Annotated in this window: 22 protein-coding genes; 6 read left to right on the forward strand and 16 right to left on the reverse strand. The window is 70.8% G+C overall.

The annotated features are described in order from the left end of the window. Nucleotides 1–92: 92 nt before the first annotated feature. Complete coding sequence (locus tag JXZ78_RS25950; RefSeq protein WP_030022214.1) at nt 93–1,307, reverse strand: FAD-dependent oxidoreductase; 1,215 nt, start codon at nt 1,305–1,307, stop codon at nt 93–95. Then, complete coding sequence (locus JXZ78_RS25955; RefSeq protein WP_238783377.1) at nt 1,304–2,614, reverse strand: carboxylate--amine ligase; 1,311 nt, start codon at nt 2,612–2,614, stop codon at nt 1,304–1,306. The genes JXZ78_RS25950 and JXZ78_RS25955 overlap by 4 nt, the downstream gene beginning before the upstream one ends. Before the next feature lie 357 nt (nt 2,615–2,971). Between JXZ78_RS25955 and fahA the strand changes: the two genes are divergently transcribed. The 4 genes from fahA (at nt 2,972) to JXZ78_RS25975 (ending at nt 6,122) form a co-directional block, all read left to right on the forward strand. Continuing rightward, the gene (gene fahA, locus JXZ78_RS25960) at nt 2,972–4,171 is read left to right on the forward strand and encodes a fumarylacetoacetase (protein WP_030022216.1); all 1,200 of its coding nucleotides are present in this window, start codon (nt 2,972–2,974) and stop codon (nt 4,169–4,171) included. Next, nucleotides 4,168–4,875, forward strand: coding sequence for a GOLPH3/VPS74 family protein (locus JXZ78_RS25965; RefSeq protein ID WP_050502746.1), 708 nt, complete (start codon nt 4,168–4,170; stop codon nt 4,873–4,875). Before fahA ends, JXZ78_RS25965 begins: the two co-directional genes overlap by 4 nt. Before the next feature lie 138 nt (nt 4,876–5,013). After that, a complete protein-coding gene (locus JXZ78_RS25970) occupies nt 5,014–5,553 on the forward strand; it encodes a hypothetical protein (protein WP_030022218.1) in 540 nt (179 codons plus the stop codon). Between the two features lie 227 nt (nt 5,554–5,780). After that, complete coding sequence (locus JXZ78_RS25975) at nt 5,781–6,122, forward strand: hypothetical protein (RefSeq protein ID WP_030022219.1); 342 nt, start codon at nt 5,781–5,783, stop codon at nt 6,120–6,122. A 184-nt stretch (nt 6,123–6,306) separates the two neighbouring features. Here the strand turns inward: JXZ78_RS25975 and nuoN are convergent, their stop codons facing one another. From nuoN to JXZ78_RS26045, 14 genes are all read right to left on the reverse strand, one after another. After that, complete coding sequence (nuoN, locus tag JXZ78_RS25980) at nt 6,307–7,959, reverse strand: NADH-quinone oxidoreductase subunit NuoN (protein ID WP_030022220.1); 1,653 nt, start codon at nt 7,957–7,959, stop codon at nt 6,307–6,309. Beyond that, nucleotides 7,956–9,572: an NADH-quinone oxidoreductase subunit M gene (locus JXZ78_RS25985; protein WP_030022221.1), complete on the reverse strand. Its 1,617-nt coding sequence runs from the start codon at nt 9,570–9,572 to the stop codon at nt 7,956–7,958. The genes nuoN and JXZ78_RS25985 overlap by 4 nt, the downstream gene beginning before the upstream one ends. Before the next feature lie 3 nt (nt 9,573–9,575). Beyond that, the gene (nuoL, locus tag JXZ78_RS25990) at nt 9,576–11,522 is read right to left on the reverse strand and encodes an NADH-quinone oxidoreductase subunit L (RefSeq protein ID WP_030022222.1); all 1,947 of its coding nucleotides are present in this window, start codon (nt 11,520–11,522) and stop codon (nt 9,576–9,578) included. Between the two features lie 12 nt (nt 11,523–11,534). Continuing rightward, the gene (gene nuoK / locus JXZ78_RS25995) at nt 11,535–11,834 is read right to left on the reverse strand and encodes an NADH-quinone oxidoreductase subunit NuoK (protein ID WP_030022223.1); all 300 of its coding nucleotides are present in this window, start codon (nt 11,832–11,834) and stop codon (nt 11,535–11,537) included. Beyond that, the gene (locus JXZ78_RS26000) at nt 11,831–12,643 is read right to left on the reverse strand and encodes an NADH-quinone oxidoreductase subunit J (RefSeq protein WP_030022224.1); all 813 of its coding nucleotides are present in this window, start codon (nt 12,641–12,643) and stop codon (nt 11,831–11,833) included. Before JXZ78_RS26000 ends, nuoK begins: the two co-directional genes overlap by 4 nt. Further along, nucleotides 12,640–13,287, reverse strand: a complete 648-nt coding sequence (nuoI, locus tag JXZ78_RS26005; protein WP_030022227.1) for an NADH-quinone oxidoreductase subunit NuoI — start codon at nt 13,285–13,287, stop codon at nt 12,640–12,642. Before nuoI ends, JXZ78_RS26000 begins: the two co-directional genes overlap by 4 nt. Then, the gene (nuoH, locus tag JXZ78_RS26010) at nt 13,280–14,656 is read right to left on the reverse strand and encodes an NADH-quinone oxidoreductase subunit NuoH (RefSeq protein ID WP_030022229.1); all 1,377 of its coding nucleotides are present in this window, start codon (nt 14,654–14,656) and stop codon (nt 13,280–13,282) included. Before nuoH ends, nuoI begins: the two co-directional genes overlap by 8 nt. Next, nucleotides 14,656–17,262: an NADH-quinone oxidoreductase subunit G gene (locus JXZ78_RS26015; RefSeq protein ID WP_030022230.1), complete on the reverse strand. Its 2,607-nt coding sequence runs from the start codon at nt 17,260–17,262 to the stop codon at nt 14,656–14,658. Before JXZ78_RS26015 ends, nuoH begins: the two co-directional genes overlap by 1 nt. Then, nucleotides 17,259–18,614: an NADH-quinone oxidoreductase subunit NuoF gene (nuoF, locus tag JXZ78_RS26020; RefSeq protein ID WP_030022232.1), complete on the reverse strand. Its 1,356-nt coding sequence runs from the start codon at nt 18,612–18,614 to the stop codon at nt 17,259–17,261. The genes JXZ78_RS26015 and nuoF overlap by 4 nt, the downstream gene beginning before the upstream one ends. After that, on the reverse strand, nt 18,614–19,471 hold the full coding sequence (nuoE, locus tag JXZ78_RS26025; RefSeq protein WP_050502748.1) for an NADH-quinone oxidoreductase subunit NuoE: 858 nt from the start codon (nt 19,469–19,471) through the stop codon (nt 18,614–18,616). Before nuoE ends, nuoF begins: the two co-directional genes overlap by 1 nt. A gap of 17 nt (nt 19,472–19,488) precedes the next feature. Beyond that, nucleotides 19,489–20,811, reverse strand: a complete 1,323-nt coding sequence (locus JXZ78_RS26030; RefSeq protein WP_030022235.1) for an NADH-quinone oxidoreductase subunit D — start codon at nt 20,809–20,811, stop codon at nt 19,489–19,491. Next, complete coding sequence (locus JXZ78_RS26035; RefSeq protein ID WP_050502749.1) at nt 20,811–21,509, reverse strand: NADH-quinone oxidoreductase subunit C; 699 nt, start codon at nt 21,507–21,509, stop codon at nt 20,811–20,813. The genes JXZ78_RS26030 and JXZ78_RS26035 overlap by 1 nt, the downstream gene beginning before the upstream one ends. 125 nt (nt 21,510–21,634) lie before the next feature. Then, nucleotides 21,635–22,189: a NuoB/complex I 20 kDa subunit family protein gene (locus JXZ78_RS26040; RefSeq protein WP_030022239.1), complete on the reverse strand. Its 555-nt coding sequence runs from the start codon at nt 22,187–22,189 to the stop codon at nt 21,635–21,637. A gap of 9 nt (nt 22,190–22,198) precedes the next feature. Beyond that, nucleotides 22,199–22,558: an NADH-quinone oxidoreductase subunit A gene (locus JXZ78_RS26045; RefSeq protein WP_030022241.1), complete on the reverse strand. Its 360-nt coding sequence runs from the start codon at nt 22,556–22,558 to the stop codon at nt 22,199–22,201. Nucleotides 22,559–23,338: 780 nt separating this feature from the next. Between JXZ78_RS26045 and JXZ78_RS26050 the strand changes: the two genes are divergently transcribed. After that, a complete protein-coding gene (locus tag JXZ78_RS26050) occupies nt 23,339–24,166 on the forward strand; it encodes a C40 family peptidase (RefSeq protein ID WP_030022243.1) in 828 nt (275 codons plus the stop codon). Between the two features lie 280 nt (nt 24,167–24,446). Continuing rightward, nucleotides 24,447–25,802: a hypothetical protein gene (locus JXZ78_RS26055; RefSeq protein ID WP_208870196.1), complete on the forward strand. Its 1,356-nt coding sequence runs from the start codon at nt 24,447–24,449 to the stop codon at nt 25,800–25,802. Nucleotides 25,803–25,915: the final 113 nt, after the last annotated feature.

Consider the following 25,915-nt stretch of genomic DNA (forward strand, 5'->3'; position numbering starts at 1 on the left):
GGGGCACCTCCCGGGCTCCCGCCCAGGGCCGCGCCCAGAGCCGCGCCCACGCCCCCGTTCAGACGCCGGCGCTCTCCCCCGTACCGCTCCTCCTACCGCGCCACCGCCCCCGCCACGCGCCGGGACGCGAACTCCGTACCGCAGACGAAGCGCATCACGGGCCCGAAGGACGCCGCCGCCGGGAGGCCCGTGAAGTGCAGGCCCGGCACGGACGAGCCGAAGCCCGCGTCCAGTCGGGGCCCTCCGCCGCTCACCGTGACGCCGGTGCGCAGACCCTGGCCGAGGAAGTCCATCGCCGCCAGGTCGACGCGGTAGCCGGTGGCGGCCAGGACGTGGTCGGCGGCCAGTTCGCCGGTGCGGCCGTCGGGGGCGCGCAGCGTCAGGACCGGGCGGCCGTCCTCGACGCGGGCCCGGACGATCCGCTGCCCGGCCGTGACCTGGACGCGCCCCACGAAGCGGTCCCGCAGCCACCAGGCGCCCAGCGGCCCCAGCACCCGGCGGACCAGGTAGCGGCGGGCCGGTGCGGGCAGGTGGCGGAAGCCGCCCGCGTAGTACGTGAACGCGTACAGCGACCACGCGTTGCCGAACGGTGTCTCCGGCCGCATCCTGGGCTGATGGTCCGGCGGCGCGCCGAAGCCCACCGCCGCACGCCCGCGCGCGACGACCCGTACGGACCGGGCGCCGGACTCGGCGAGCAGCACCGCGCTCTCCAGCGCCGACTGCCCGGCGCCGACCACCACCACGTCCCGGCCCGCGAAGGCCGACAGGTCGCGGTGCTGGGAGCTGTGCGAGACCGGCCCGGTGGGGGACGGCCCGTCCGGCACCGCCGCGGCCAGCTCACGCGGCAGCCGGGCGAAGCCGGTCAGTCCGGTGGCCACGACGACCGCGCGGGCCCGGAACTGTTCACCGCTGTCCAGTTTCAGCTCGAATCCGTCGGAACGCCGGTCGTATCCGCCGGACCGCCGGTCGACCGAGACGACCCGGACCTGCTCCAGGTCGGGAACCAGCCGTTCCTGGAACCATTCGCCGTACCGCACGAAGGTCTCGACGGGGAGGATGTCCCAGTCGGACTCGTAGCGCCGCCCGCCCGTCGCGTCGCAGAAGTCCTGGAGCGTGTGCCCGGGCTGCGGGGCGTCGATGGTGGACGCCGCCGGTGTCGACTTGAGCAGCATGCCCGCGGGCATGTTCTCGCGCCAGCTCACCATCGGCCGGCCGAAGACGCGTACGGGCACGCCCCGCGCGCGCAGGTGCGCCGCCGTCGACAGGCCGTACGGACCGGCTCCGACGACTGCTACCGGAGTGTTCACGTGCGTTCCCCTCCCCAGGGTGTTGCTGCTGGTCCGGCAGTGCCCCCCACTGCCCTTGCGGGGAACGGCCGTACTGATCCCCCGTTCATCGCCCGCGCGCGTCTGCTCGCCCGGCGGAGTGCGACCAGATGCCGGGCCCCGGGGCCGACGAACCGGGCCAGCATCGTGAAGAACGGCTTGAGGTCGTCGGCGGCCAGCCACGCCAGCTCGGTGCCGGTGGCGCGGCTCGGCGCGTGCGGCGTGGTGTAGCCGCTGCGGCGGTACGCGAGCAGCGCGGGCAGGTCGATGTTCTCCACGACGAACCGCTGTCCGGCGCGCTGTTCCGCCTCCGGGACCTTCCGGCCGGTCAGGTCCAGGTGCTGGGCCCGTACGACGTCGATGCCCGCCTCGTTCTCGAACAGCCGGAACTGGGCCCCCATCCGCGGGTTGAAGTCCAGGAGCTTGTACGCGCCGTCCCGGCGGTCGTAGCGCCAGTCCAGGTCCACGATGCCGCTGAAGCCGACGCGTTTGACGAACTGGGCGGTCAGCTCGGCCAGTTCGGGGTTGTCGACGACGTACGCACAGGCCGTCATGCCCGCGTGCGGCGGCCAGGACCGCACCTTGACCCCGGTGAACAGGCTCAGCGCGGTGCTGTCCGCGTCGAAGTACGCGTGCACGATCCAGTCCTCGGCCTCCTCCCGCGGCAGGTACTCCTGGAGGATCACGTCCGGCCGCGGGCCCCAGTCGCGGGCCAGACCGACGAGCTGGTCGGGCCCCGTGATCAGGGTGGTGCCGGCGACCGCGGGGTGCCGGCGCCGCTGGAACGCCTCGCGGTTCTTGGCCACGACCGGGAAGCGCGCCCGCGCGGCGAAGTGCTCGACGTCCGACAGCGACTCCGGGAAGGCGGACGCCGGTGACGGTATGCCGTGCTCGACGCAGAGTTCGTGGAGCCCCTGTTTGCTGGCCAGGCGGCGCGGCAAGCCCGCTGCGGTACGGGGGAGCAGGAAGTGGCCGCTGAGGACGTCGGCGTATTCACCGGTCAGGACGGCGGCCTCTTCGTCGGTCGGTATCAGGACCGTGGGCCGGCCGATGCGCTTGCCGATGCGCAGCAGCACCTCGACGAGCTGCTGGGGGTCTTCGCGTCCGGTGGTCGGCCAGACGCAGCGTCCGTGCAGGTAGCGTGAGGTGGCGGCGGGGGTGAACCGGTCCTCGGTGATGGCGTACATGGGGACGCCGAGGCGTCCCAGACTGCGGATCGCCCCCACCCCGCCGTGGTGCAGCGGATAGTCCCCGATCTTCACGATGAGCCCCGGAACGGTCCGGTCCACCGCGAACGCCGTACTGCTCCGAGCCACCTGACCCCCCAACGGCGCGCGTCCCGCCCCGGCCACGCCCCGCAAGGAAGTTAGAACCGAACTGACCGTCCCGGTACCGTCTTTCCAGACATTACGAACTCTTTTATGGCGCTTTGCCAACTCCTTTCGCTCACTTCTGTTTCTCTTCTGTCAATGCACCCTTCGGTCCGCCGCTGTCCCGGCCACCTCCGCGCCGGTGCCCGCTGTCCGGCCGGGTATCCCCTCGCGGCCCGTTGGGCCGTAATCTGATCGAAAGAGCCCGCCGGCCCGCCGGCCGGGTCCGCGGCCACAGGTGACGACGCACGCGAGAGACCACGCGAGGAGCCGTACATGTCCGAGCACCACCCGCTCGACCTGCCCGAGGACCACCCCTTCGGGCCGCACACCCTCCCCTACGGCGTCTTCAGTACGGCGGACGAGCCGACGCGGCACCGCATCGGCGTGCGCCACGGCGACCACGTGCTCGACCTCGACGCACTCGCCACCACCTCCGGTTCGCCGCACGCCGCCCTGCTCACCGCACCGACCCTGAACCCGCTGCTCGCCGCGGGCCGCGACGTCTGGCAGGCCGTACGGGAGGCCGTCCGCACGGCCGTCACCGACCCCGCGCAGCGCGCCACCACCGAAGCACTGCTCATCCCGCTGGACGCGGTGACGCTGCACCTGCCGTTCGAGGTCGCGGACTATGTCGACTTCTACGCCAGCGAGCACCACGCCACCAACGTCGGCCGCATCTTCCGGCCGAACGCCGACGCGCTCACCCCCAACTGGAAGCACCTGCCCATCGGCTACCACGGCCGGGCCGGCACGGTCGTCGTCTCCGGCACCCCGGTCGTACGGCCCAGCGGCCAGCGCAAGGCACCCGCCGACGCGGCGCCCACCTTCGGGCCCTCCCGGCGGCTGGACATCGAGGCGGAGATCGGCTTCGTCGTCGGCACCCCGTCCGCGCTCGGCGAGCCGGTCGGCCTGGCCGGCTTCCGCGACCATGTCTTCGGCGTCTGCCTGGTCAACGACTGGTCGGCGCGCGACATCCAGGCCTGGGAGTACGTGCCGCTCGGCCCCTTCCTCGGCAAGTCCTTCGCGACCTCCGTGTCCGCGTGGATCACGCCGCTGGACGCGCTGGACCACGCCCGTACGGCACCGCCCGCCCGTGACGTGCCCGTGCTGCCCTACCTGGACGACTCGGACGCCGAACCGGGCGGCATCGACCTGCGCATCCAGGTCGACATCAACGGCGAGACCGTCGCCCGCCCGCCCTTCTCCGCCATGTACTGGACCGCCGCCCAGCAGCTCACCCACATGACGGTCAACGGCGCCTCGCTGCGCACCGGCGACCTCTACGCGTCCGGCACGGTCTCCGGTCCGGAGCCGGACCAGCTCGGCTGCCTCCTCGAACTCACCCAGGGCAAGGGCCCGTTCCTGGAGGACGGCGACGAGGTCACGCTGACCGCCTGGGCGCCCGGGCCCGACGGCTCCCGGGTCGGCCTGGGCGAGGTCACCGGACGCATCCGGCCGGCGCGTACGCCATGACCGGGTACGGGGCGGGGAGCGGGTGGGGCGGCGCGGACCGCGGGCCCACCCTGCCCGAGGAGTTGCTGCTCCTCGCCCTGGACCCGGCGCGCGGCAAGCCGCTGAACCCTCCGTCCTACCTGCGGTACGGCCTGGCCGGCGCCGCCCTCGCGGAGCTGGCCCGGGCCGGGCGGGTCACCGAGGGCCGCGGCGGCCGGATCCTGGTGGGCAGTCCGCTGCCCCTCGGTGACCTGGTGCTGGACGCGGCGCTGGCCACGCTGTCCGTCCCCGGCAAGCGCGGCGAGGCCAAGGCCAAGCGCTGGGTGCGGACCGCGGCGCGCGGCGTCGACGAGGCGTGCCGGCAGCGGCTGGAACAGCGCGGCGCGGTCCGCCGGGAGTCCCGGCGCGCGCTCGGCGTGTTCCGTTACGAGCGTCTGGCAGCCGGACCGGTGGACCTCGCCGGACCGGCCCGCGCGCATTTCAAGGGCGCGCTGGCCAGCGGCTTCACGGACCCGCGCGACCGGGTGCTGGCCGCTCTGGTGTCGGCCACCCAACTGGATCGCAAGCTGGAGCTGGGCCGGGACCGGCGGGCCGTGCGCCGCGGTCTGAAGGCGCTGGTCCGCGACGACTGGATCGCCCGCGCGGTGGCGTCCGCGGTCCTCCAGGACAAGGCCGCCGGCAGCGGTGGCGGCGGTGACGGCGGCGGCGGTGACGGCGGCGGATGAGACGCCCGGAGGTCACGGCAGCGCGTCAACCTCGTAGCGGCGCTGCCGCAATCGCTCCGGCCCCGTCCGTCACAGGCCCGGACCGTACGCCGCGTTGCTAGCCTCACGTCTCCCTGCCCCACAACGGAGGAGACGTACGTGCGCAAGGCAGTGCAGATCGCCGGGACGGCCTCCATGGCCGCGCTGCTGCTCAGCGGCTGTGGCGGCAGCGGAGACGGCAGCCGGGGCGCAGACGGCAAGCGCGACACGGCGGGCGGAGCGGGCACGGCACCGGCCGCCACCTCTTCACAGGCTCCCGACGGCCCGGCCGGTGACGGGCCGACCGGTGACGGCTCGACCGGTGGCGGCACCAGCGGCCTCGACGGTGCCTGGACGGCCACCACCGGCGACTCGCACCTCACCCTCGTGATCTACCGGGGCATCGCCTCGCTGGGACTCGGCGCGGACACCGGGTCGGCCTGCCAGGGCAAGGTGGAGAAGGCGGGCCCCACGGTGATCGCCCTGAAGTGCATGGGCGGCCACACCACCCGCACCCTGGGCACCGTCAAGCCGGGCGCCGACGGCAGGAAGCTGAAGGTGAGCTGGAAGGACGGGCCCACCGACACCTTCACCAAGGCCGAGGGCAAGCTCAAGCTTCCGGGCATGCCGAGCCTGTCCGCAGGCACACCCGGCACCTGACGGCTGATCAGTCTCCGGCCGGGCCCGGGGGCCTGACCGGCGCGGACGACGAAGAGTACGCGCGAACGGCCCAGGACCCGCGCGAACGGCCCAGGGCCGCCGCGAACGGCGCAGGCCCGCTACGCCACCAGGGGTGTTTCCGGGGCGGCGCCGGGAAAGACGCCATACGCTGAGCCATATTCACTCCGAGTAGTTGCTCGACACCGACAACCACGAGGAGTCACGAGATGCGCCTGCGCACCTCCGTCGCCGCCGCCTTCGGAGCGGCCGTACTCGCCCTGACCACCCCCACCTCCGCCTACGCCGCCGCCGGGGTCTTCTCCTACGGTTTCAACCCCGGCAACGAACTCAACCAGCGTGCGGCCCTGTTCGACCCGCCCGGCAAGCAGTGCATCACCCTCAAGCTGCCGGACGGTGCCGACTTCGCCTACGCCGCGGTCAACCGGACGAACGCCACCGTGACCCTCTTCGCCGACGACGACTGCAGCAGCGACGCCTTCTTCGTCGTCCCGCCCGGCAAGGCCGCCCCGACGAAGGTCCTGGTCCGGTCGGTGCTGTTCTCCCGCTGAGCCCGGCCGCTCCCCCGCGCCGACCCGCGCCTTGTGTACTCCGGCCGGCCCTCCTCGTACGTGCTTCAGGCCGCGCCGGTCCCCTTCGCCCGAGTGGCGCAACGGCCGCCGTCCGGTATCCCCGCGGGGATACCGGACGGCGGCCGTGGACCGTGCGCCGTGCGTCCGGCCGGCTCGGCACCACTCAGCGCACGAACACCCCCGCCTGGCCCGCCAGGTCGAGGAAATACTGCGGGGCCAGGCCCAGGACCAGCGTGACCACGACACCGACCGCGATGGCCGTCATGGTCAGCGGGCTGGGCACCGCCACGGTCGGCCCGTCCGCCTTCGGCTCGTTGAAGAACATCAGCACGATGACGCGGATGTAGAAGAACGCGGCGATGGCGGACGAGACGACACCGACCACGACCAGCCAGCCCGCGCCGCTCTCCGCCGCCGCCTTGAACACCGCGAACTTCCCGGTGAAGCCCGAGGTCAGCGGGATTCCGGCGAAGGCCAGCAGGAAGACCGCGAAGACCGCCGCCGTCAGCGGCGAGCGCCGTCCCAGCCCCGCCCACTTCGCCAGCTGCGTCGCCTCGCCGCCCGCGTCCCGCACCAGCGTGACCACCGCGAACGCGCCGAGCGTCACGAAGGAGTACGCCGCCAGGTAGAACAGGACGGACGAGATGCCGTCCTTGCTGGTGGCGATCACACCGGCCAGGATGAACCCGGCGTGTGCGATGGAGCTGTAGGCCAGCAGCCGCTTGATGTCGGTCTGGGTGATCGCGACGATCGCGCCGCCCAGCATCGTGACGATCGCGACGCCCCACATGACCGGCCGCCAGTCCCAGCTCAGCCCCGGCAGGACCACGTACAGCAGCCGCAGCAGCGCGCCGAACGCGGCGACCTTGGTGGCCGCCGCCATGAACCCGGTCACCGGGGTCGGCGCGCCCTGGTAGACGTCCGGCGTCCACATGTGGAACGGCACCGCGCCGACCTTGAAGAGCAGCCCCATGAGCACCAGCGCCGCGCCGATCAGCAGCAGCGCGTCATTGCCCATGGTGTCGGCCAGCGCCGGGTCGATCTGCTTGGCGCCGTCGCTGACGACCCGCGCGATGCCGGAGTACGTGACGGTGCCCGCGTACCCGTACAGCAGGGCGATGCCGAACAGCAGGAACGCCGAGGAGAACGCGCCGAGCAGGAAGTACTTCACCGCGGCCTCCTGCGACAGCAGCCGCTGGCGGCGGGCCAGCGCGCACAGGATGTACAGCGGGAGGGAGAAGACCTCCAGCGCGATGAAGAGGGTGAGCAGGTCGTTGGCGGCGGGGAAGACCAGCATCCCGCCGACCGCGAACAGCGCGATCGGGAACACCTCGGTGGTGGTGAACCCGGCCTTGACCGCGGCCTTCTCGGCCTCCCCGCCGGGCACCGCGGCGGCCTGCGCCACGAAGGAGTCCACCTTTTTGCCGTGCGCGGCCGGATCGAGCCGGCGCTCGGCGAAGGTGAACGTGGCGACCAGCGCCACCAGCAGGATGGTGCCCTGGAGGAAGAGCGCCGGACCGTCCACGGCGATGGCGCCCATCGCCGTGATCTTCGCCTTGGTGGTGCCGAAGCCGCCCGCCGCCAGGCCCACCACGGCCGCGAACCCGGCGGCCAGCGCGAGCACGGACAGCAGCAGCTGGGCGTGGTAGCGGCTGCGCCGCGGCAGGAACGCCTCCAGGACGGCGCCGACGACCGCGGCACCCAGGACGATCAGCGCCGGGGCCAGCTGGGCATACTCGATCTTCGGCGCCGGGATCTTGGCCGGTGCCTCGGCCGCAATGGTCCACAGGCTGTGGACGCTCGCCACGGAACTCACTTCGCGGCCTCCGCATCTGCCTTCACGGCTACGTCGGGGCGGGGATCGTGCCGGTCGACGACGGACAGGGTGTGGTCGACCGCCGGGTTGACGAGGTCCGTCAGCGGCTTGGGGTAGACACCGAGGAAGAGCAGCAGCGCGATCAGCGGGGCGACGACCGCCAGCTCCCGCGCCTTGAGGTCGGGCATCGTCCGCACCTCGGCCTTCACCGGGCCGGTCATCGTCCGCTGGTAGAGGACCAGGACGTACAGCGCGGCGAGCACGATGCCGACGGTGGCCACGATGCCCACGGCCGGGTAGCGGCTGAACGTGCCGACCAGCACCAGGAATTCGCTGACGAACGGCGCCAGGCCCGGCAGGGACAGCGTCGCCAGGCCGCCGACCAGGAAGGTGCCGGCCAGCACCGGCGCGACCTTCTGCACCCCGCCGTAGTCGGCGATCAGCCGGGAGCCGCGCCGCGAGATCAGGAACCCGGCGACCAGCATCAGCGCCGCCGTCGAGATGCCGTGGTTGACCATGTAGAGCGTCGCGCCGCCCTGGCCCTGGCTCGTCATCGCGAAGATGCCCATGATGATGAAGCCGAAATGGGAGATGGACGCGTACGCCACCAGGCGCTTGATGTCCCGCTGGCCGACCGCGAGCAGCGCGCCGTACAGGATGCTGATCAGCGCGAGGACGAGGATCACCGGCGTCGCCCAGCTGCTGGCCTCCGGGAAGAGCTGGAGGCAGAAGCGCAGCATCGCGAAAGTGCCGACCTTGTCGACCACCGCGGTGATCAGGACGGCCACCGGCGCCGTGGACTCGCCCATCGCGCCGGGCAGCCAGGTGTGCAGCGGCCACAGCGGCGCCTTCACCGCGAAGGCGAAGAAGAAGCCGAGGAACAGCAGCCGTTCCGTGCCGGTGCCCAGCTCCAGCTTGCCGTCGGCCCGGGCCTGGACGATCTCCGTCAGGGAGAAGGTGCCGCTGCCGAGCTGGTCGGCGGTGGCCGCGTACAGCCCGATCACCGCGGCCAGCATGATCAGGCCGCCGGCCAGGTTGTAGAGCAGGAACTTCACGGCGGCCTGCGAACGCAGCTTCGCGCTGCGCTCCTCGCCGTCCGCCCCGGCCCGGTCCCCGAAGCCGCCGATGAGGAAGTACATCGGGATGAGCATGGCTTCGAAGAAGAGGTAGAAGAGGAAGACGTCGGTGGCCTCGAAGGAGATGACCACCATCGCCTCGACGGCGAGAATCAGCGCGAAGAAGCCCTGGGTGGGCCGCCACCGCCGGTTGGGCGCCGGGGCTTCCAGGGGATCGGCGTCGTGCCAGCCCGCCAGGATCACGAACGGGATCAGCAGCGCGGTCAGCGCGATCAGCGCCACCGCGATGCCGTCCACGCCGAGCTCGTAGCGGACCCCGAAGTCCCTGATCCAGGAGTGCGATTCGGTCAGCTGGAACGGGCCCTTCGCCCCCGCCTCGAAGCGGACCGCGACCACCGCGGCCAGCACCAGGGTGGCCAGCGAGAAGAGCAGCGCCAGCCACTTGGCGGCGGTGCGCCGGGCGGCGGGCACCGCGGCGGTGGCGATCGCGCCGATCGCCGGGACCGCCGCGGTGGCCGTCAGAAGGGGAAACGACATGGCTCAGACACCCCTCATCAGCAGGGTCACGGCGATCAGCACGGCCGCACCGCCCAACATCTGTACCGCGTACGAGCGGGCGAAGCCGTTCTGCGCCTGGCGCAGCCGGCCGGAGAGGCCGCCCATCGACGCCGCCGTGCCGTTGACCGCGCCGTCCACGACGGAGTGGTCCAGCTGGACCAGGGCGCGGGTCAGCTCGCCGCCGCCGCGCACCAGCACGACATGGTTGAAGTCGTCCTGGAGCAGGTCGCGGCGGGCGGCCCGGGTGAGCAGCGAGCCGCGCGGGGCGACGGCGGGGACCGGCTTGCGCCCGTACTGGAGACAGGCCAGCCCGACACCGAGGACCATCACCACGATGGTGGCCGTGGTGATCGCCGAGGCGCTCAGCGGCGGGTGCCCGTGGTCGACGGAGGTGACCGGCTCCAGCCAGGTCACGAACGCCTCGTTGATGCTGAACAGTCCGCCCGCGAAGACCGATCCGACGGCCAGCAGGATCATCGGGATCGTCATGGACCTGGGCGACTCGTGCGGGTGCGGCGGGGTGTACTCGCCCCTCGTTTCGGCCGCGGGCTCCACCGACGGTTCGGCGGGCGACGGGGTCGGCGCCTTGCGCCAGCGCTCCTCGCCGAAGAACGTCATCAGCATCACCCGAGTCATGTAGAACGCGGTGATCGCGGCGCCCAGCAGGGCCGCGCCGCCGAGGATCCAGCCTTCCGTGCCGCCCTTGGCGAACGCCGCCTCGATGATCTTGTCCTTGGAGAAGAAGCCGGACAGACCGGGGAAACCGATGATCGCCAGGTAGCCGAGGCCGAAGGTGATGAAGGTGACCGGCATGTACTTGCGCAGGCCGCCGTAGCGGCGCATGTCCACCTCGTCGTTCATCCCGTGCATCACCGAGCCGGCGCCGAGGAAGAGGCCCGCCTTGAAGAAGCCGTGGGTGACCAGGTGCATGATGGCGAAGGCGTAGCCGATCGGGCCGAGCCCGGCGGCCAGGATCATGTAGCCGATCTGCGACATCGTCGAGCCCGCCAGGGCCTTCTTGATGTCGTCCTTCGCGCAACCGACGATGGCGCCGAACAGCAGCGTCACCGCGCCGACCACCACGACGGCGGTCTGCGCGTCCGGCGCCCCGTTGAAGATCGCGCCGGAGCGGGTGATCAGGTAGACGCCGGCGGTCACCATGGTCGCCGCGTGGATCAGGGCGGAGACCGGGGTCGGGCCCTCCATCGCGTCGCCCAGCCAGGACTGGAGCGGGACCTGCGCCGACTTGCCGCAGGCGGCGAGCAGCAGCATCACGCCGATGGCGGTCAGCTTGCCTTCGGACGTCTCGCCCGCCGCACCCAGCACCGGTCCGAACGCGAACGTCCCGAAGGTGGTGAACATCAGCATGATGGCGATGGACAGGCCGACGTCACCGACGCGGTTGACCAGGAAGGCCTTCTTCGCCGCCGTGGCCGCGCTGGGCTTGTGCTGCCAGAAGCCGATGAGCAGGTACGAGGCCAGACCCACGCCCTCCCAGCCGACGTACAGCAGGAGGTAGTTGTCGGCGAGGACGAGCAGCAGCATGGCCGCGAGGAAGAGGTTCAGGTAGCCGAAGAAGCGGCGGCGCCGCTCGTCGTGCTCCATGTAGCCGATCGAGTAGATGTGGATCAGCGATCCGACACCGGTGATCAGCAGGACGAAGGTCATGGACAGCTGGTCGAGCTGGAAGGCCACGTCCGCCTGGAAGCCGCCCACCGGAATCCAGCTGAACAGGTGCTGGTGCAGGGTGCGGTGCTCGGCGTCGCGGCCCAGCAGCTCCGTGAACAGGGGGACGGCCAAGGCGAAGGACCCCAGCGCGAGCAGCGTGCCGATCCAGTGGCCGGCCCGGTCCAGTCTCCTGCCGCCGCACAGCAGCAGGGCCGCGCCGGCCAGGGGGGCCGCGACGAGCAGGGCGATCAAGTTCTCCACGTGTACGACCCCTTACAGCTTCATCAGGCTGGCGTCGTCGACCGAGGCCGTGTGGCGGGTACGGAAGATGGACACGATGATCGCCAGGCCCACCACGACCTCGGCCGCGGCGACGACCATCGTGAAGAACGCGATGATCTGCCCGTCCAGATTTCCGTGCATCCGCGAGAAGACCACGAAGGCGAGGTTGCAGGCGTTGAGCATCAGCTCGATGCACATGAACACCACGATGGCGTTCCGCCTGATCAGCACCCCGGCCGCGCCGATGGTGAACAACAGGGCGGCGAGATAGAGGTAGTTGACCGGGTTCACCGCTTCGCCTCCTCGCTGCGGCCCAGCCGCTCTTCGGAGCGCTGCTCCAGCGCCTTCAACTCGTCCAGCGCCGCGCCGGAGACGTCGCGGATCTGTCCGCGCTCGCGCAGCGTCGGGTTGACGGTCAGCTCGGACGGCGTGCCGTCGGGGAGCAGACCGGGGACGTCCACGGCGTTGTGCCGGGCGTACACCCCCGGGGCGGGCAGCGGAGGGATCTGCTTGCCCTCGCGGATACGGGCCTCGGACTGCTCGCGCTGCGTCTTCTCGCGCTCCGTACGCTCGCGGTGCGTCAGCACCATCGCGCCGACCGCCGCCGTGATCAGCAGTGCGCCGGTGACCTCGAAGGCGAAGACGTACTTGGTGAAGATCAGCGCCGCCAGGCCCTGCACATTGCCTCCGGCGTTGGCCTCGCCGAGGCCGTTGAAGTGCCGGAGCGAGGCGTTGCCGATACCGGCGATCAGCAGGATGCCGAAGCCGAGACCGCAGGCGGCGGCCAGCCAGCGCTGGCCCTTGAGCGTCTCCTTGAGGGAGTCGGCCGCCGTGACGCCGACGAGCATGACGACGAAGAGGAAGAGCATCATGATCGCGCCCGTGTAGACGACGATCTGCACGATGCCGAGGAAGTACGCGCCGTTGGCGAGGTAGAACACCGCCAGGACGATCATGGTGCCGGCGAGCGACAGGGCGCTGTGCACGGCGCGCCGCATGAGGATCGTGCACAGCGCGCCGATCACCGCGACCGTGCCGAGGATCCAGAACTGCACCGCCTCGCCGGTGGACGCCGCGGCGGCCAGGGAGGTCGTCGTCACCGGGTCACCTCCCCGGCGGCGGGCTCGTCGGGACCGAAGGTGGCCGCGGCCTCCTGGGGCGCCGCGGTGTCCGCGCCGCCCTCCCCTTCGGCCGTCTCGCCCTTGGACACGGCCACCTGACGCACCGTGCCCGGCGCGGCTTCCGTGACCAGGCCGCGGTAGTAGTCCTTCTCCGTCATGCCGGGGAAGATCGCGTGCGGGCTGTCGACCATGGTCTCCTCCAGCCCCGCGAGCAGCTCCTCCTTGGTGTAGATGAGCGATGCGCGGGACCGGTCGGCGAGTTCGTATTCGTTGGTCATGGTCAGCGCGCGGGTGGGGCACGCCTCCACGCACAGGCCGCACAGGATGCAGCGCAGGTAGTTGATCTGGTAGACGCGGCCGTAGCGCTCGCCGGGGCTGTAGCGCTCCTCGTCGGTGTTGTCGGCGCCCTCGACGTAGATCGCGTCGGCCGGGCAGGCCCAGGCGCACAGCTCGCAGCCGACGCACTTCTCCAGCCCGTCGGGGTGCCGGTTGAGCTGGTGGCGGCCGTGGAAGCGCGGCGCCGTCGGTTTCTTCTCCTCCGGATACTGCTCGGTGAGCCGCTTCTTGAACATGGCCTTGAAGGTCACGCCGAAGCCGGCCACGGGGTTCTGGAAGTCAGGCACCGTCGCCCCCCTTTCCGTCCTTGCCGATTCCGTCACTGACAGTGTCCACCCCACCACTGACAATCAACTCCCGCTCACGCCGGGGCCGCCGTCGCGGCACGGGTGGCAGGGTCTGTCCGGGCAGCGGCGGTACGGGGAAGCCGCCCGCCATGGGGTCGAACGCCGGCTCTTGGTCCGGCTCCTCCTTCTCGCCCCGCCGGAAGAAGTCCGCGACGAGCGAGATCAGCAGGACGGCGATGGCCGCGCCGCCCACGAACATCACGATCCGCTGGAAGTCGTACCCCTCGTTCTTCAGGGCCCGTACGGTCGCGACCAGCATCAGCCAGACCATCGAGACCGGGATGAGGACCTTCCACCCCAGCTTCATGAACTGGTCGTAGCGCACACGGGGCAGCGTGCCGCGCAGCCAGATGAAGAAGAACAGCAGCAGCTGCACCTTGATGACGAACCAGAGCAGCGGCCACCAGCCGTGGTTGGCGCCTTCCCAGAAGCTGCTGACCGGGTACGGGGCCTTCCAGCCGCCCAGGAAGAGGGTCACCGCGACCGCCGAGACGGTCACCATGTTGATGTACTCGGCGAGCATGAACATCGCGAACTTGATCGACGAGTACTCGGTGTTGAAGCCGCCGACCAGGTCGCCCTCGGACTCCGGCATGTCGAACGGCGCCCGGTTGGTCTCGCCCACCATGGCGACGATGTAGATGATGAAGGAGACCGGCAGCAGCAGCACGTACCACCGGTCCTGCTGCGACTCCACGATCGCCGAGGTCGACATCGACCCCGAGTAGAGGAAGACCGCCGCGAAGGACATGCCCATCGCGATCTCGTACGAGATCATCTGCGCGCACGAGCGCAGGCCGCCGAGCAGCGGGTACGTCGAGCCGGAGGACCAGCCCGCCAGCACGATGCCGTAGATGCCGACGGAGGCGGTGGCCAGGATGTACAGCACGCCGATCGGCAGGTCGGTCAGCTGCATCGTGGTGCGCTGGCCGAAGATCGAGATCTCGTTGCCGGCCGGGCCGAAGGGGATCACCGCGACGGCCATGAAGGCCGGTACGGCCGCCACGACCGGCGCGAGCACGTACACCGCCTTGTCGGCCCGCTTGACGACCAGGTCCTCCTTGAGCATCAGCTTGATGCCGTCCGCGAGGGACTGGAGCATGCCCCAGGGGCCGTGCCGGTTGGGGCCGATGCGCAGCTGCATCCACGCGACGACCTTGCGTTCCCAGACGATCGAGAAGAGCACGGTCAGCATGAGGAACGCGAAGCAGAAGACCGCCTTGACCACGACCAGCCACCACGGGTCGCGGCCGAACATCGACAGGTCTTCCTGGGCCAGCGGAAGGCCGGTCAGGGCCAGTTCCCGCATCACGCGTCCACCTCCTCGACCGGGCCGGACGCCGCACCGGGCGTACCGGCCGCACCGGACGGCGCACCTGCCCCGGCCACCGGCGCCACCTTCACCAACTCCCCCGGACGCGCCCCGGTGTCGGCCGCCACCCCGCCGCCCACCGAGTTCAGCGGCAGCCACACCACCCGGTCGGGCATCGGGGTGACCGCCAGCGGCAGCCGTACGGACCCGGCGGGCCCGGTGACCGCCAGCAGGTCGCCGTCCTTGACGCCGGTCTCCTCGGCGGTGACCGGCGACATCCGGGCGACGGCCGCGTGCCGCGTACCGGCCAGCGCCTCGTCGCCCTCCTGCATCCGCCCCTGGTCGAGCAGCAGCTTGTGGCCCGCCAGCACGGCCTCGCCGGGCTCGGGACGCGGCAGCGCGCGCCCGGTCTCCGCGGGGTCGGCGGCGTACGTGCCGCCCCACGCTCCCAGCGCGGTCATCTCCCGCCGCACCGCCCGTACGTCGGGCAGCGCCAGGCGGACGTCCATCGCGTCGGCGAGCATGTGCAGCACCCGGGCGTCCGGCAGCAGGTGCCGCCGGGTCATCTGGTCCGGTTTGAGCGCGGCCTCGAACAGCCGCGCCCGGCCCTCCCAGTTGAGGAAGGTGCCGGACTTCTCGACGGCCGCCGCGACCGGCAGCACGACGTCCGCCCGCTCCGTCACGGCCGACGGGCGCTGCTCCAGGCTCACCAGGAAGCCCACCGCGTCCAGCGCCTCCAGGGCCCGCGCCGGATCCGGCAGGTCCGCCGGATCGACGCCCGCCACCAGCAGGGCGCTCAGTTCCCCGGCGGCCGCGGCGGCGACGATCTGCCCGGTGTCCCGGCCGTGCCGCTGCGGCAGACCGGCGACGTCCCAGGCGGCGGCGACCTCCTCACGGGCGCGCGGGTCGGTCGCCGGACGGCCGCCCGGCAGCAGTCCCGGCAGCGCGCCGGCCTCGACGGCGCCGCGCTCACCGGCCCGCCGGGGAATCCACACCAGCCGGGCACCGCTCGCGGCGGCGGCCCGTACGGCCGCCGTCAGCGCGCCCGGCACCGCGGCCAGCCGCTCGCCGACGACGATCACCGAACCGGCGCTGCGCAGCGCCTCGGCCGCGCTGCGGCCCGGGCCTTCGAGTCCGCCCGCCCGTCGCCCGCCCCCACCCTCCACGGGAAGGCGCTCCGCGCCTGCTGCCTCATGGCCGGCCAGCGCGTCCAGCCACTCCGTCTCCGTGCCGGGCGCGGCGGGCAGCAGCGTGCCGCCCGCCTTGACCAGGCCGCGCGTCGCGTACGGCGCGAGCCCGAAGGTGCGCTGGCCGCGCTTGCGGTGGGCCTTGCGCAGCCGCAGGAAGACGCCGGGCGCCTCCTCCTCCGCCTCGATACCGGCAAGGAGGACGGCGGGCGCCTTCTCCAGGGCCTCGTACGTGACCCCGGCCCCGTCGTCGTCCAGGTCACGGCCCCGTCCGGCGACCCGCGCCGCCAGGAAGTCGGCCTCCTCGGCGCTGTGCGCCCGCGCCCGGAAGTCGATGTCGTTGGTGTCGAGGGCGACCCGCGCGAACTTGGCGTAGGCGTACGCGTCCTCGACAGTCAGCCGGCCGCCGGTCAGCACGCCGGTCCGGCCCCTGGCGGCGCCCAGCCCGCGCGCCGCCGCCTCCAGGGCCTCCGGCCAGCTCGCCGTCACCAGTTCGCCGGTCTGCGCGTCCCGCACCATCGGGTGCTCCAGCCGGTCGCGCTGCTGCGCGTACCGGAAGGCGAAGCGCCCCTTGTCGCAGATCCACTCCTCATTGACCTCGGGGTCCTCGGCGGCCAGCCGCCGCATGACCTTGCCGCGCCGGTGGTCCGTACGGGTCGCGCAGCCGCCCGCGCAGTGTTCGCAGACGCTCGGCGAGGACACCAGGTCGAAGGGGCGCGACCGGAAGCGGTACGCGGCCGAGGTCAGCGCGCCGACCGGGCAGATCTGGATGGTGTTGCCGGAGAAGTACGACTGGAACGGGTCGCCCTCGCCCGTACCGACCTGCTGGAGCGCGCCCCGCTCGATCAGTTCGATCATCGGGTCGCCCGCGACCTGGTTGGAGAAGCGGGTGCAGCGCGCGCACAGCACGCACCGCTCACGGTCCAGCAGCACCTGCTTCGAGATCGGCACCGGCTTCTCGAAGGTGCGCTTCTGGCCCTCGAAGCGGGTGTCGGCCTGTCCGGCGGACATCGCCTGGTTCTGGAGCGGGCACTCGCCGCCCTTGTCGCAGACCGGGCAGTCCAGCGGGTGGTTGATCAGCAGCAGTTCCATCACGCCGCGCTGCGCCTTCTCGGCGACCGGCGAGGTGAGCTGCGACTTGACCACCATGCCGTCGGTGCAGGTGATGGTGCAGGAGGCCATCGGCTTGCGCTGGCCCTCCACCTCCACGATGCACTGGCGGCAGGCGCCGGCCGGGTCCAGCAGCGGGTGGTCGCAGAAGCGCGGGATCTCGATGCCGAGGAGTTCGGCGGCCCGGATGACCAGCGTCCCCTTGGGGACGGAGATCTCGATGCCGTCGATCGTCAGCGTGACGAGGTCTTCGGGCGGTACGGCCGCCCCGCCCGCCCCGGTGGGGGCGTCGCTGGTGACGGTCATGCGTTCACCCCCAGGTGAGCGTCGGTGTCGGCCCAGGCGGTCGACCTGGCGGGGTCGAAGGGGCAGCCCTTGCCGGTGATGTGCTGCTCGTACTCGGCGCGGAAGTACTTCAGCGAGGAGAAGATCGGTGAAGCGGCGCCGTCGCCCAGTGCGCAGAAGGACTTGCCGTTGATGTTGTCGGCGATGTCGTGGAGCTTGTCGAGGTCGCTCATGCGGCCCTTGCCCGCCTCGATGTCGCGCAGCAACTGGACGAGCCAGTAGGTGCCTTCGCGGCAGGGGGTGCACTTGCCGCAGGACTCGTGCGCGTAGAACTCCGTCCAGCGGGTGACGGCCCGTACGACGCAGGTGGTCTCGTCGAAGCACTGGAGCGCCTTGGTGCCGAGCATCGAGCCCGCGGCGCCGACGCCTTCGTAGTCGAGCGGCACGTCGAGGTGTTCGTCGGTGAACATCGGGGTGGAGGAGCCGCCGGGCGTCCAGAACTTCAGCCGGTGGCCCGGCCGGATGCCGCCGCTCATGTCGAGGAGCTGGCGCAGGGTGATGCCCAGCGGGGCCTCGTACTGGCCGGGGTTGGTGACGTGGCCGCTGAGCGAGTACAGCGTGAAGCCCGGGGACTTCTCGCTGCCCATCGTCCTGAACCAGTCCTTGCCCTTGTTCATGATGGCGGGAACCGAGGCGATGGACTCGACGTTGTTCACGACAGTGGGGCAGGCGTACAGGCCCGCCACCGCCGGGAAGGGAGGACGCAGCCGGGGCTGTCCGCGACGGCCCTCCAGGGAGTCCAGCAGCGCGGTCTCCTCGCCGCAGATGTACGCGCCCGCGCCCGCGTGCACGACGACGTCCAGGTCCAGGCCCGAGCCGAGGATGTCGCGGCCGAGATAGCCCGCGTCGTACGCCTCCCGTACGGCCTCGTGCAACCGCCGCAGGACGGGTACGACTTCACCGCGCAGGTAGATGAAGGCGTGGTGCGACCGGATCGCGTGACACGCGATGACGATGCCTTCGAGGAGGGAGTGCGGATTGGCGAAGAGCAGCGGGATGTCCTTGCAGGTGCCCGGCTCGGACTCGTCGGCGTTGACGACGAGGTAGTGCGGCTTGCCGTCGCCCTGCGGGATGAACTGCCACTTCATCCCGGTGGGGAAGCCGGCGCCGCCGCGGCCGCGCAGTCCGGCGTCCTTGACGTACGCGATCACGTCGTCCGGCGGCATCGCGAGGGCCTTGCGCATGCCCTCGTAACCGTCGTGCCGGAGGTAGGTCTCCAGCGTCCAGGAGTCCGGCTGGTCCCAGAAGGCGGACAGTACGGGTGCGAGCAGTTTCTCCGGGTTGGCCTTGCTGACCTCGGCTGCCACGGTCATCACTCCCCCTCCTCGGCGGTCGGCCCGGCCGGGTGCGAAGGGTCGGAGGCCGAGGTGTCACGCGGCGCGTCGTGTGAGCTGGGGTGGGTGGCCGGTGCTTCGCCCGGGGCCCGTCCGGCGCGCTCGCCCTCGGCTTCGGCGGGGTCCGCGCCCCGCTGCGGTACGACGTGGTCGGCGGCCGGGCCCGCGCCCGGTACGGCCTCGCCCTTGGCCAGCCGCAGCCCCACCAGCGAGGCGGGCCCGGCGCCGCCGGTCGCCTCGACCGCGCCCGGCCGCCGGTCCGGGAACCCGGCGAGGATGCGGGCCGTCTCCTTGTACGTGCACAGCGGCGCGCCCCGGGTCGGCGCGACGGTCCGGCCTTCCCGCAGGTCGTCCACGAGCCGCTTGGCGCTGTCCGGCGTCTGGTTGTCGAAGAACTCCCAGTTGACCATCACCACGGGCGCGAAGTCGCAGGCCGCGTTGCACTCGATGTGCTCCAGCGTGACCTTGCCGTCCTCGGTGGTCCCGCCGTTGCCGACGCCCAGGTGCTTCTGGAGCGTCTCGAAGATCGCGTCGCCGCCCATCACCGCGCACAGGGTGTTGGTGCACACCCCGACCTGGTAGTCGCCGCCGGGCCCGCGCCGGTACATGGAGTAGAAGGTGGCGACCGCCGTGACCTCCGCCGTCGTCAGGTCCAGCATCTCGGCGCAGAAGCGGACGCCGGTGCGGGTGACGTGCCCTTCCTCCGCCTGGACGAGGTGCAGCAGCGGCAGCAGCGCGGAGCGCGCGCCGGGGTAGCGGGCGATCACCTCCTTGGCGTCCGCTTCGAGCCGGGCCCTGACCTCGGCGGGATAGTCGGGGGCGGGGAGCTGCGGCATCCCCAAACTGACGTCTGTCACCGGTCGACGCCTCCCATCACGGGGTCGATGGACGCGACGGCGACGATGACGTCGGCCACCTGGCCGCCCTCGCACATCGCCGCCATGGCCTGGAGGTTGGTGAAGGACGGGTCGCGGAAGTGGACCCGGTAGGGGCGGGTCCCGCCGTCGCTGACGGCGTGCACGCCCAGCTCGCCCTTGGGGGACTCGACGGCCGCGTACGCCTGGCCGGGCGGCACCCGGAAGCCCTCCGTCACCAGCTTGAAGTGGTGGATCAGGGCCTCCATCGAGGTCCCCATGATCTTCTTGATGTGGTCGAGCGAGTTGCCGAGCCCGTCCGGGCCCATGGCCAGCTGGGCGGGCCAGGCGATCTTCTTGTCGCCGACCATCACCGGCCCGGGCGCCAGCCGGTCCAGGCACTGTTCGACAATGCGCAGCGACTGGCGCATCTCCTCCAGACGGATCAGGAAGCGCCCGTAGGAGTCGCAGGTGTCGGCGGTCGGCACCTCGAAGTCGTAGTGCTCGTAGCCGCAGTACGGCTGGGTCTTGCGCAGGTCGTGCGGGAGCCCGGCGGAGCGCAGCACCGGTCCGGTGGCGCCGGTGGCCAGGCAGCCGGCCAGGTCGAGGTAGCCGATGTCCTGCATCCGGCCCTTGAAGACCGGGTTGCCGGTGGCGAGCTTGTCGTACTCGACGAGGTTCTTGCGCATCTTCTTCACGAACTCGCGCACCTGGTCGACCGCGCCGGGCGGCAGGTCCTGGGCGAGTCCGCCGGGCCGGATGTACGCGTGGTTCATCCGCAGGCCGGTGATCAGCTCGTAGATGTCCAGGATCAGTTCCCGGTCCCGGAACCCGTAGATCATGATGGTGGTGGCGCCCAGCTCCATGCCGCCGGTGGCGATGGCCACCAGGTGGGAGGAGAGGCGGTTGAGCTCCATCAGCATCACCCGGATGACGGACGCGCGGTCCGGCACCTCGTCGGTGATGCCGAGCAGCTTCTCCACGGCCAGGCAGTACGCCGTCTCGTTGAAGAACGGCGTCAGGTAGTCCATCCGGGTCACGAAGGTGGTGCCCTGCGTCCACGTACGGAATTCGAGGTTCTTCTCGATCCCCGTGTGCAGGTAGCCGATGCCGCAGCGGGCCTCGGTGACGGTCTCGCCGTCGATCTCCAGGATCAGCCGCAGCACGCCGTGCGTGGAGGGGTGCTGGGGGCCCATGTTGACGACGATCCGCTCGTCGTCGGTACGGGCCGCGGCGGCCGCGATCTCGTCCCAGTCGCCGCCGGTGACCGTGTAGACGGTGCCCTCGGTCGTCTCCCGAGGGGTCGCATGGCTGGTGGACATCAGGTGTACGACCTCCGCTGGTCGGGAGCCGGGATCTGGGCGCCCTTGTACTCGACGGGGATGCCGCCGAGCGGGTAGTCCTTGCGCTGCGGGAAGCCCTGCCAGTCGTCCGGCATCATGATCCGGGTGAGCGCCGGGTGGCCGTCGAAGATCAGTCCGAAGAAGTCGTACGCCTCGCGCTCGTGCCAGTCGTTGGTCGGATAGACGCTCACCAGGGACGGCACGTGCGGGTCGGCGTCCGGCGCGGACACCTCCAGCCGGATCAGCCGGTTGTGGGTGATCGAGCGCAGGTGGTAGACGGCGTGCAGCTCGCGGCCCTTGTCGCCGGGGAAGTGCACCCCGCTGACGCCGGTGCACAGCTCGAAGCGGAGCGCCGGGTCGTCGCGGAGAGTCCGCGCGACGGCCGGCAGGTACTCCCGCTCGATGTGGAAGGTCAGCTCGTCGCGGTCGACGACCGTCTTCTCGATGACGTTCTCGGGGACCAGCCCCTGCTCGTCCAGCGCGCCTTCCAGCTCGTCCGCCACCTCGTCGAACCAGCCGCCGTACGGGCGGGACGTGGCGCCCGGCATCCGTACGGACCGGACGAGCCCGCCGTACCCGGAGGTGTCGCCGCCGCCGCTCGCGCCGAACATGCCGCGGCGGGTGCCGATGACCTCGCCGTGGTCGCCGCGCTGGCCGGGGAGGTTCTGCGCGTTCAGGTCCTGGTCGGGGTTGACCCCGTCGGCCCCCTTGGCCGCTCCGGTCCCGTTGACACCGCCAGTGCCGTTGGTGTCACCGTTCCCGGGGGCCCCCTTGGTGCCGCCGGTCCCCTTGGTGCCGTCGCTCACCGCAGCAGCCCCTTCATCTCGATCACCGGAAGCGCCTTGAGTGCCGCTTCCTCCGCCTCGCGGGCCGCCTGCTGCTGGTTGACCCCGAGCTTGGTGTCCTGGATCTTCTGGTGCAGCTTGAGAATGGCGTCCATCAGCATTTCCGGACGCGGCGGGCAGCCGGGCAGATAAATGTCCACCGGGACGATGTGGTCGACGCCCTGGACGATCGCGTAGTTGTTGAACATCCCGCCCGACGAGGCGCACACGCCCATCGAGATGACCCATTTCGGATTCGGCATCTGGTCGTACACCTGCCGCAGCACGGGCGCCATCTTCTGGCTCACCCGGCCCGCCACGATCATCAGATCGGCCTGGCGCGGCGACCCGCGGAAGACCTCCATGCCGAAGCGGGCGAGGTCGTAGCGCCCGGCGCCGGTCGTCATCATCTCGATGGCGCAGCAGGCGAGGCCGAAGGTGGCGGGGAAGACCGATGACTTGCGCACCCAGCCCGCGGCCTGTTCGACGGTGGAAAGCAGAAAGCCGCTCGGCAGCTTCTCTTCAAGTCCCATTGGTGGCCCCTAGTCCCATTCCAGGCCGCCCCGACGCCATACGTAGGCGTAGGCGACGAAGACGGTGAGCGCGAAGAGGAGCATCTCCACGAGCCCGAAAAGCCCGAGCGCGTCGAAGGTGACGGCCCAGGGGTAGAGGAAGACGATCTCGATGTCGAAAATGATGAAGAGCATCGCCGTGAGGTAGTACTTGATCGGAAATCGACCGCCGCCGGCCGGCTGTGGCGTCGGCTCGATTCCGCATTCGTACGCCTCTAGCTTCGCCCGGTTGTAGCGCTTGGGTCCGACGAGCGTGGCCATCACGACAGAGAAGATCGCAAAGCCTGCCCCGAGGGCTCCCAGTACGAGGATGGGCGCGTAAGCGTTCACCGTCCCCGCTCCCTTCAGTCGACGATGACTGGATGGCGGTCCGCCCGGTCCCGCTCACCGGCCCCACGAAGATCGCGCCCATGTGAGGCAGTTCACAAGCCCGAGCCGCCTGCATCTTATGCCCGCCGGTCTGTGATCTGCGACACGGGGTGCGACAACGCCTTTGTGATCTCCACCACCTGACGCCCGGTCATCTGGTCCGATGAGCGTCGATCTTCGTACAGCAAGCGCGTAGATGATCACTGGAGGTGACATTTTCCGACGTTGCCCCTGGTCAGCGTGGGGTTGCCTCTATCAAGAGGTGGGGGATGCAAGCAAATTGGCGCAGCCCTCGGCCAACTGCTAGGGCCACAGGGCCCACTGACGGAGGCCGGTCGGCGGCCGGCCGGCGCGACCGGTCCGCGATCACCGTGACCATCCCGAGACCGTCGTGACCCTCCCGTGATCATCGGTACGTGCCCGCGTTCACGAGCACTCGCGTCACGGCGGCATCACGGGAACATAACGGGCACTCACGAGTGACCTATCCCACGCGGCTTGCTGTCTTGAATGCTTGACCTTCGGGAAGCCTTGGCGTGGCGGATCAGTAGGTGATAAGTGGCCCCAGGGCGCGCATCGGCCCGTAAATGCCATGCGTAAGAACATGATCACGAAATTCGGACGGCCCGCCGCCCGCTCGCCGACCGGCGAAAAGTCCCTTTTATTCATCGCGTACGCGTCAAGTGTGGCGCACACCACCTTTGTTGGCAGCAACCTGTGGCTCCTGATAGCCGTGGTGCCATGTCCCCGAACGCAGTCATACCCAGCCACCGGAAGCCCCGCCGTTCCGCGTCCTCGCGGGCACTGCGCGCAGGGGTCACCGGTGGCATCATCACCCTGGCGGTGACCGGCGCGAGCATGCCGGCCGGCGCCGCGGAGAAGCCCGTCTCCGAGACCCAGGAAATGCCGACCATCACATCGGCACTGGCCACCAGCCTGGCCAAGAGCGCGGACACCGCCCAGCAGATGGCGCTGGACTACGAGCGCCAGGCCGCGCAGGACACCGCCACCGCCGAGGCCACCGAGGCCGCCACCAAGGCGAAGGACGAGGCCGACAAGAAGGCCGCGGCCGAGAAGAAGGCCGAAGAGGCCCGCCAGGCCGAGGAGAAGGCGAAGGAGAAGGCCGAGCAGCAGCGCGCCTCCCGCTCCTCCGAGCGCACCTCGCTGCGCTCCCTGGCCGCCACGTCCGACGACTCCCCCGTCACCGGCGCGACCGGCAGCACCAGCTCCCTGGTCGGCTTCCTCCGCGCCCAGCTGGGCAAGTCCTACGTGCTCGGCGCCTCCGGCCCGTCCGCGTACGACTGCTCCAGCCTGGTGCAGGCCGCCTACCGCACCATCGGCATCGACCTGCCGCGCACCTCGCAGCCGCAGTCCACCGCCGGTACCCAGGTGGGCCTGGGCAACCTCCAGGTCGGCGACATCCTGTACTGGGGCAGCGCGGGCAGCGCGTACCACGTCGGCGTCTACGTCGGTAACGGCAACTTCATCGGTGCCCAGAACTCCAGCACCGGCATCGTGGAGAAGCCGCTGAGCTACAGCCAGCCGACCGGCGCGGTCCGCGTCCTGTAGGACGCCCCCACGCACGGCCGAGGGCCGCCGTTCCCACCGCTCGGGAACGGCGGCCCTCGCGCGTTGCGCAAGCAAAGTGCCCGTATGCCTCACGTTACGGCCGATCATCGGACCAGACGCCATCGTCCATTCGATGAAGAGACGCCCGTTCGGCACAACTACCGTAACGACTCTGTCCCAGTTGTACCTCTCGCCGTACTCATCCCTTCCGCCCCGTAATGCCCGCACCCTCATTTCCGTGGCACCGGACAGCGGCTGACGAGAGGAAGCACTTACTTAAATGAAAATCCGTCGTGCCCATACTTTGCGCGCCGTCGCCTGGACGGTGACGGCCACCGCTCTTGCCTCCACTCTCAGTCTGGTGCCGGCCGCCGCCGACCCCGCCTGCCCGCCGGCCGAGCCTCAGCAGAAACCCGCCAATACCTGTCCCGCACCGTCCGCCGAGAAGCAGGCCGCGAGGAAGCAGGCGGCCAGGAAACAGGCCGCGAAAGAGGCCGCTGCCCGGAAACAGGCCAGGGACAAGCAGGCCGCCGCGAAGAAGCAGGCGGCACGGAAGCAGGCGGCGAAGAAACAGGCCGCACGGAAGCAGGCTGCCGAGAGGCAAGCAGCCGAGAAGCAGGCCGCGCGGAAGCAGGCGGCCAAGAAGCAGGCCGCCAGAAAACAGGCCGCGCGAAAGCAGTCACCCCAGGCGCCGACGGCGGCCTGCCGCCCGCCGAGGCCCAACCCGAAGCCCGCGGCCACCTGCCAGACCGCGCCCCGGAAGCCCGCCGCGAAGAAGCCCTCCACGCACCAGCCGTCCGCACAGCGGCCGACCACCCAGCGGCCCCCGGCGAAGCGGCCACCGGTCAAGAAGCAGGCCGCCAAGAAGCAGCCGGCCAAAAAGCCCCCGGCCCAGCGGAAGCAGCTGAAGAAGGACCACGGCTGGAGCTGGGAAGGGCTTTACATCGACGCCGCCGACCTGCGCAAGGTCAATGTCTTCCTGGCCCGTGCCAAAAAGGCCGAACGCACCATCAGCCCTCAGGTACGCAGCATCGCCCGCCGGACCAAGGCCACCGTGGTCGGATACGAGGACCGCCTGAGGTCACCGGAATCGGTCAAACGCGCGGTCGCCCGCACCATGCAGGGCAGCCCCACCACCACCGCGGACGAGGCGCTGGAAAGGATCAACGACTCCGTCCGCTACATCCTCCAGTGGCCGGACAAGTCCTACGTCAAAGGCGTCCAGGATTCCACCAAACTGCTGGCCAGGTGGAAGAACGCGAATCTCCGGTGGTCCAACACCTGGGCCCGCCCCCGCGGTTACAAGGCCATCAACACCGCCTGGCGGGCGAACGATTCGGGGCATCCGTACGAACTCCAATTCCACACTCCGAAAAGCCGCGCCGCCCAACGGCAGAGCCGGGCCCTGTACGAGGAAGCCCACCGCCCCAGGACCACCTCCCAGCGCCGGGCCCAGATTCAGGGCCAGATGAACAGGATCTACGCCACGGTCCCCTGCCCCGCGGGCTCCCAACTCCTCAACGGCCCCCGCCGCCGCTCAGTGGAACGCAAGGTCGTGAACGGACGGCATTACGTACGGTCCGTACCGGTCATGGCCCGCGACACATTCATGGCGTTCGGGCCCCCCACGCAATAGGCCCCGCCCCACTCCACCTCTCGACCTTTCCCGCTCGCGGCCCGGGGGTCCGCCCCACAGTTCCTGGAGCGCGGGCGGGACAGGTCAGGCCGGACTGTACAGCCTGGAGGCGG

It is taken from the genome of Streptomyces monomycini, assembly GCF_022271435.1.
GTDB lineage: Bacteria > Actinomycetota > Actinomycetes > Streptomycetales > Streptomycetaceae > Streptomyces > Streptomyces monomycini.

What these genes read in the sequence shown, in the direction of transcription:
- fahA (WP_030022216.1), top strand. Translation starts at nt 2,972, where the DNA reads ATGTCCGAGCACCACCCGCTCGACCTGCCCGAGGACCACCCCTTCGGG.
- JXZ78_RS25965 (WP_050502746.1), top strand. Translation starts at nt 4,168, where the DNA reads ATGACCGGGTACGGGGCGGGGAGCGGGTGGGGCGGCGCGGACCGCGGG.
- JXZ78_RS25975 (WP_030022219.1), top strand. Translation starts at nt 5,781, where the DNA reads ATGCGCCTGCGCACCTCCGTCGCCGCCGCCTTCGGAGCGGCCGTACTC.
- JXZ78_RS25985 (WP_030022221.1), bottom strand. Translation starts at nt 9,572, where the DNA reads ATGTCGTTTCCCCTTCTGACGGCCACCGCGGCGGTCCCGGCGATCGGC.
- nuoH (WP_030022229.1), bottom strand. Translation starts at nt 14,656, where the DNA reads ATGCGGGAACTGGCCCTGACCGGCCTTCCGCTGGCCCAGGAAGACCTG.
- JXZ78_RS26015 (WP_030022230.1), bottom strand. Translation starts at nt 17,262, where the DNA reads ATGACCGTCACCAGCGACGCCCCCACCGGGGCGGGCGGGGCGGCCGTA.
- nuoF (WP_030022232.1), bottom strand. Translation starts at nt 18,614, where the DNA reads ATGACCGTGGCAGCCGAGGTCAGCAAGGCCAACCCGGAGAAACTGCTC.
- nuoE (WP_050502748.1), bottom strand. Translation starts at nt 19,471, where the DNA reads ATGCCGCAGCTCCCCGCCCCCGACTATCCCGCCGAGGTCAGGGCCCGG.
- JXZ78_RS26030 (WP_030022235.1), bottom strand. Translation starts at nt 20,811, where the DNA reads ATGTCCACCAGCCATGCGACCCCTCGGGAGACGACCGAGGGCACCGTC.
- JXZ78_RS26040 (WP_030022239.1), bottom strand. Translation starts at nt 22,189, where the DNA reads ATGGGACTTGAAGAGAAGCTGCCGAGCGGCTTTCTGCTTTCCACCGTC.
- JXZ78_RS26050 (WP_030022243.1), top strand. Translation starts at nt 23,339, where the DNA reads ATGTCCCCGAACGCAGTCATACCCAGCCACCGGAAGCCCCGCCGTTCC.
- JXZ78_RS26055 (WP_208870196.1), top strand. Translation starts at nt 24,447, where the DNA reads ATGAAAATCCGTCGTGCCCATACTTTGCGCGCCGTCGCCTGGACGGTG.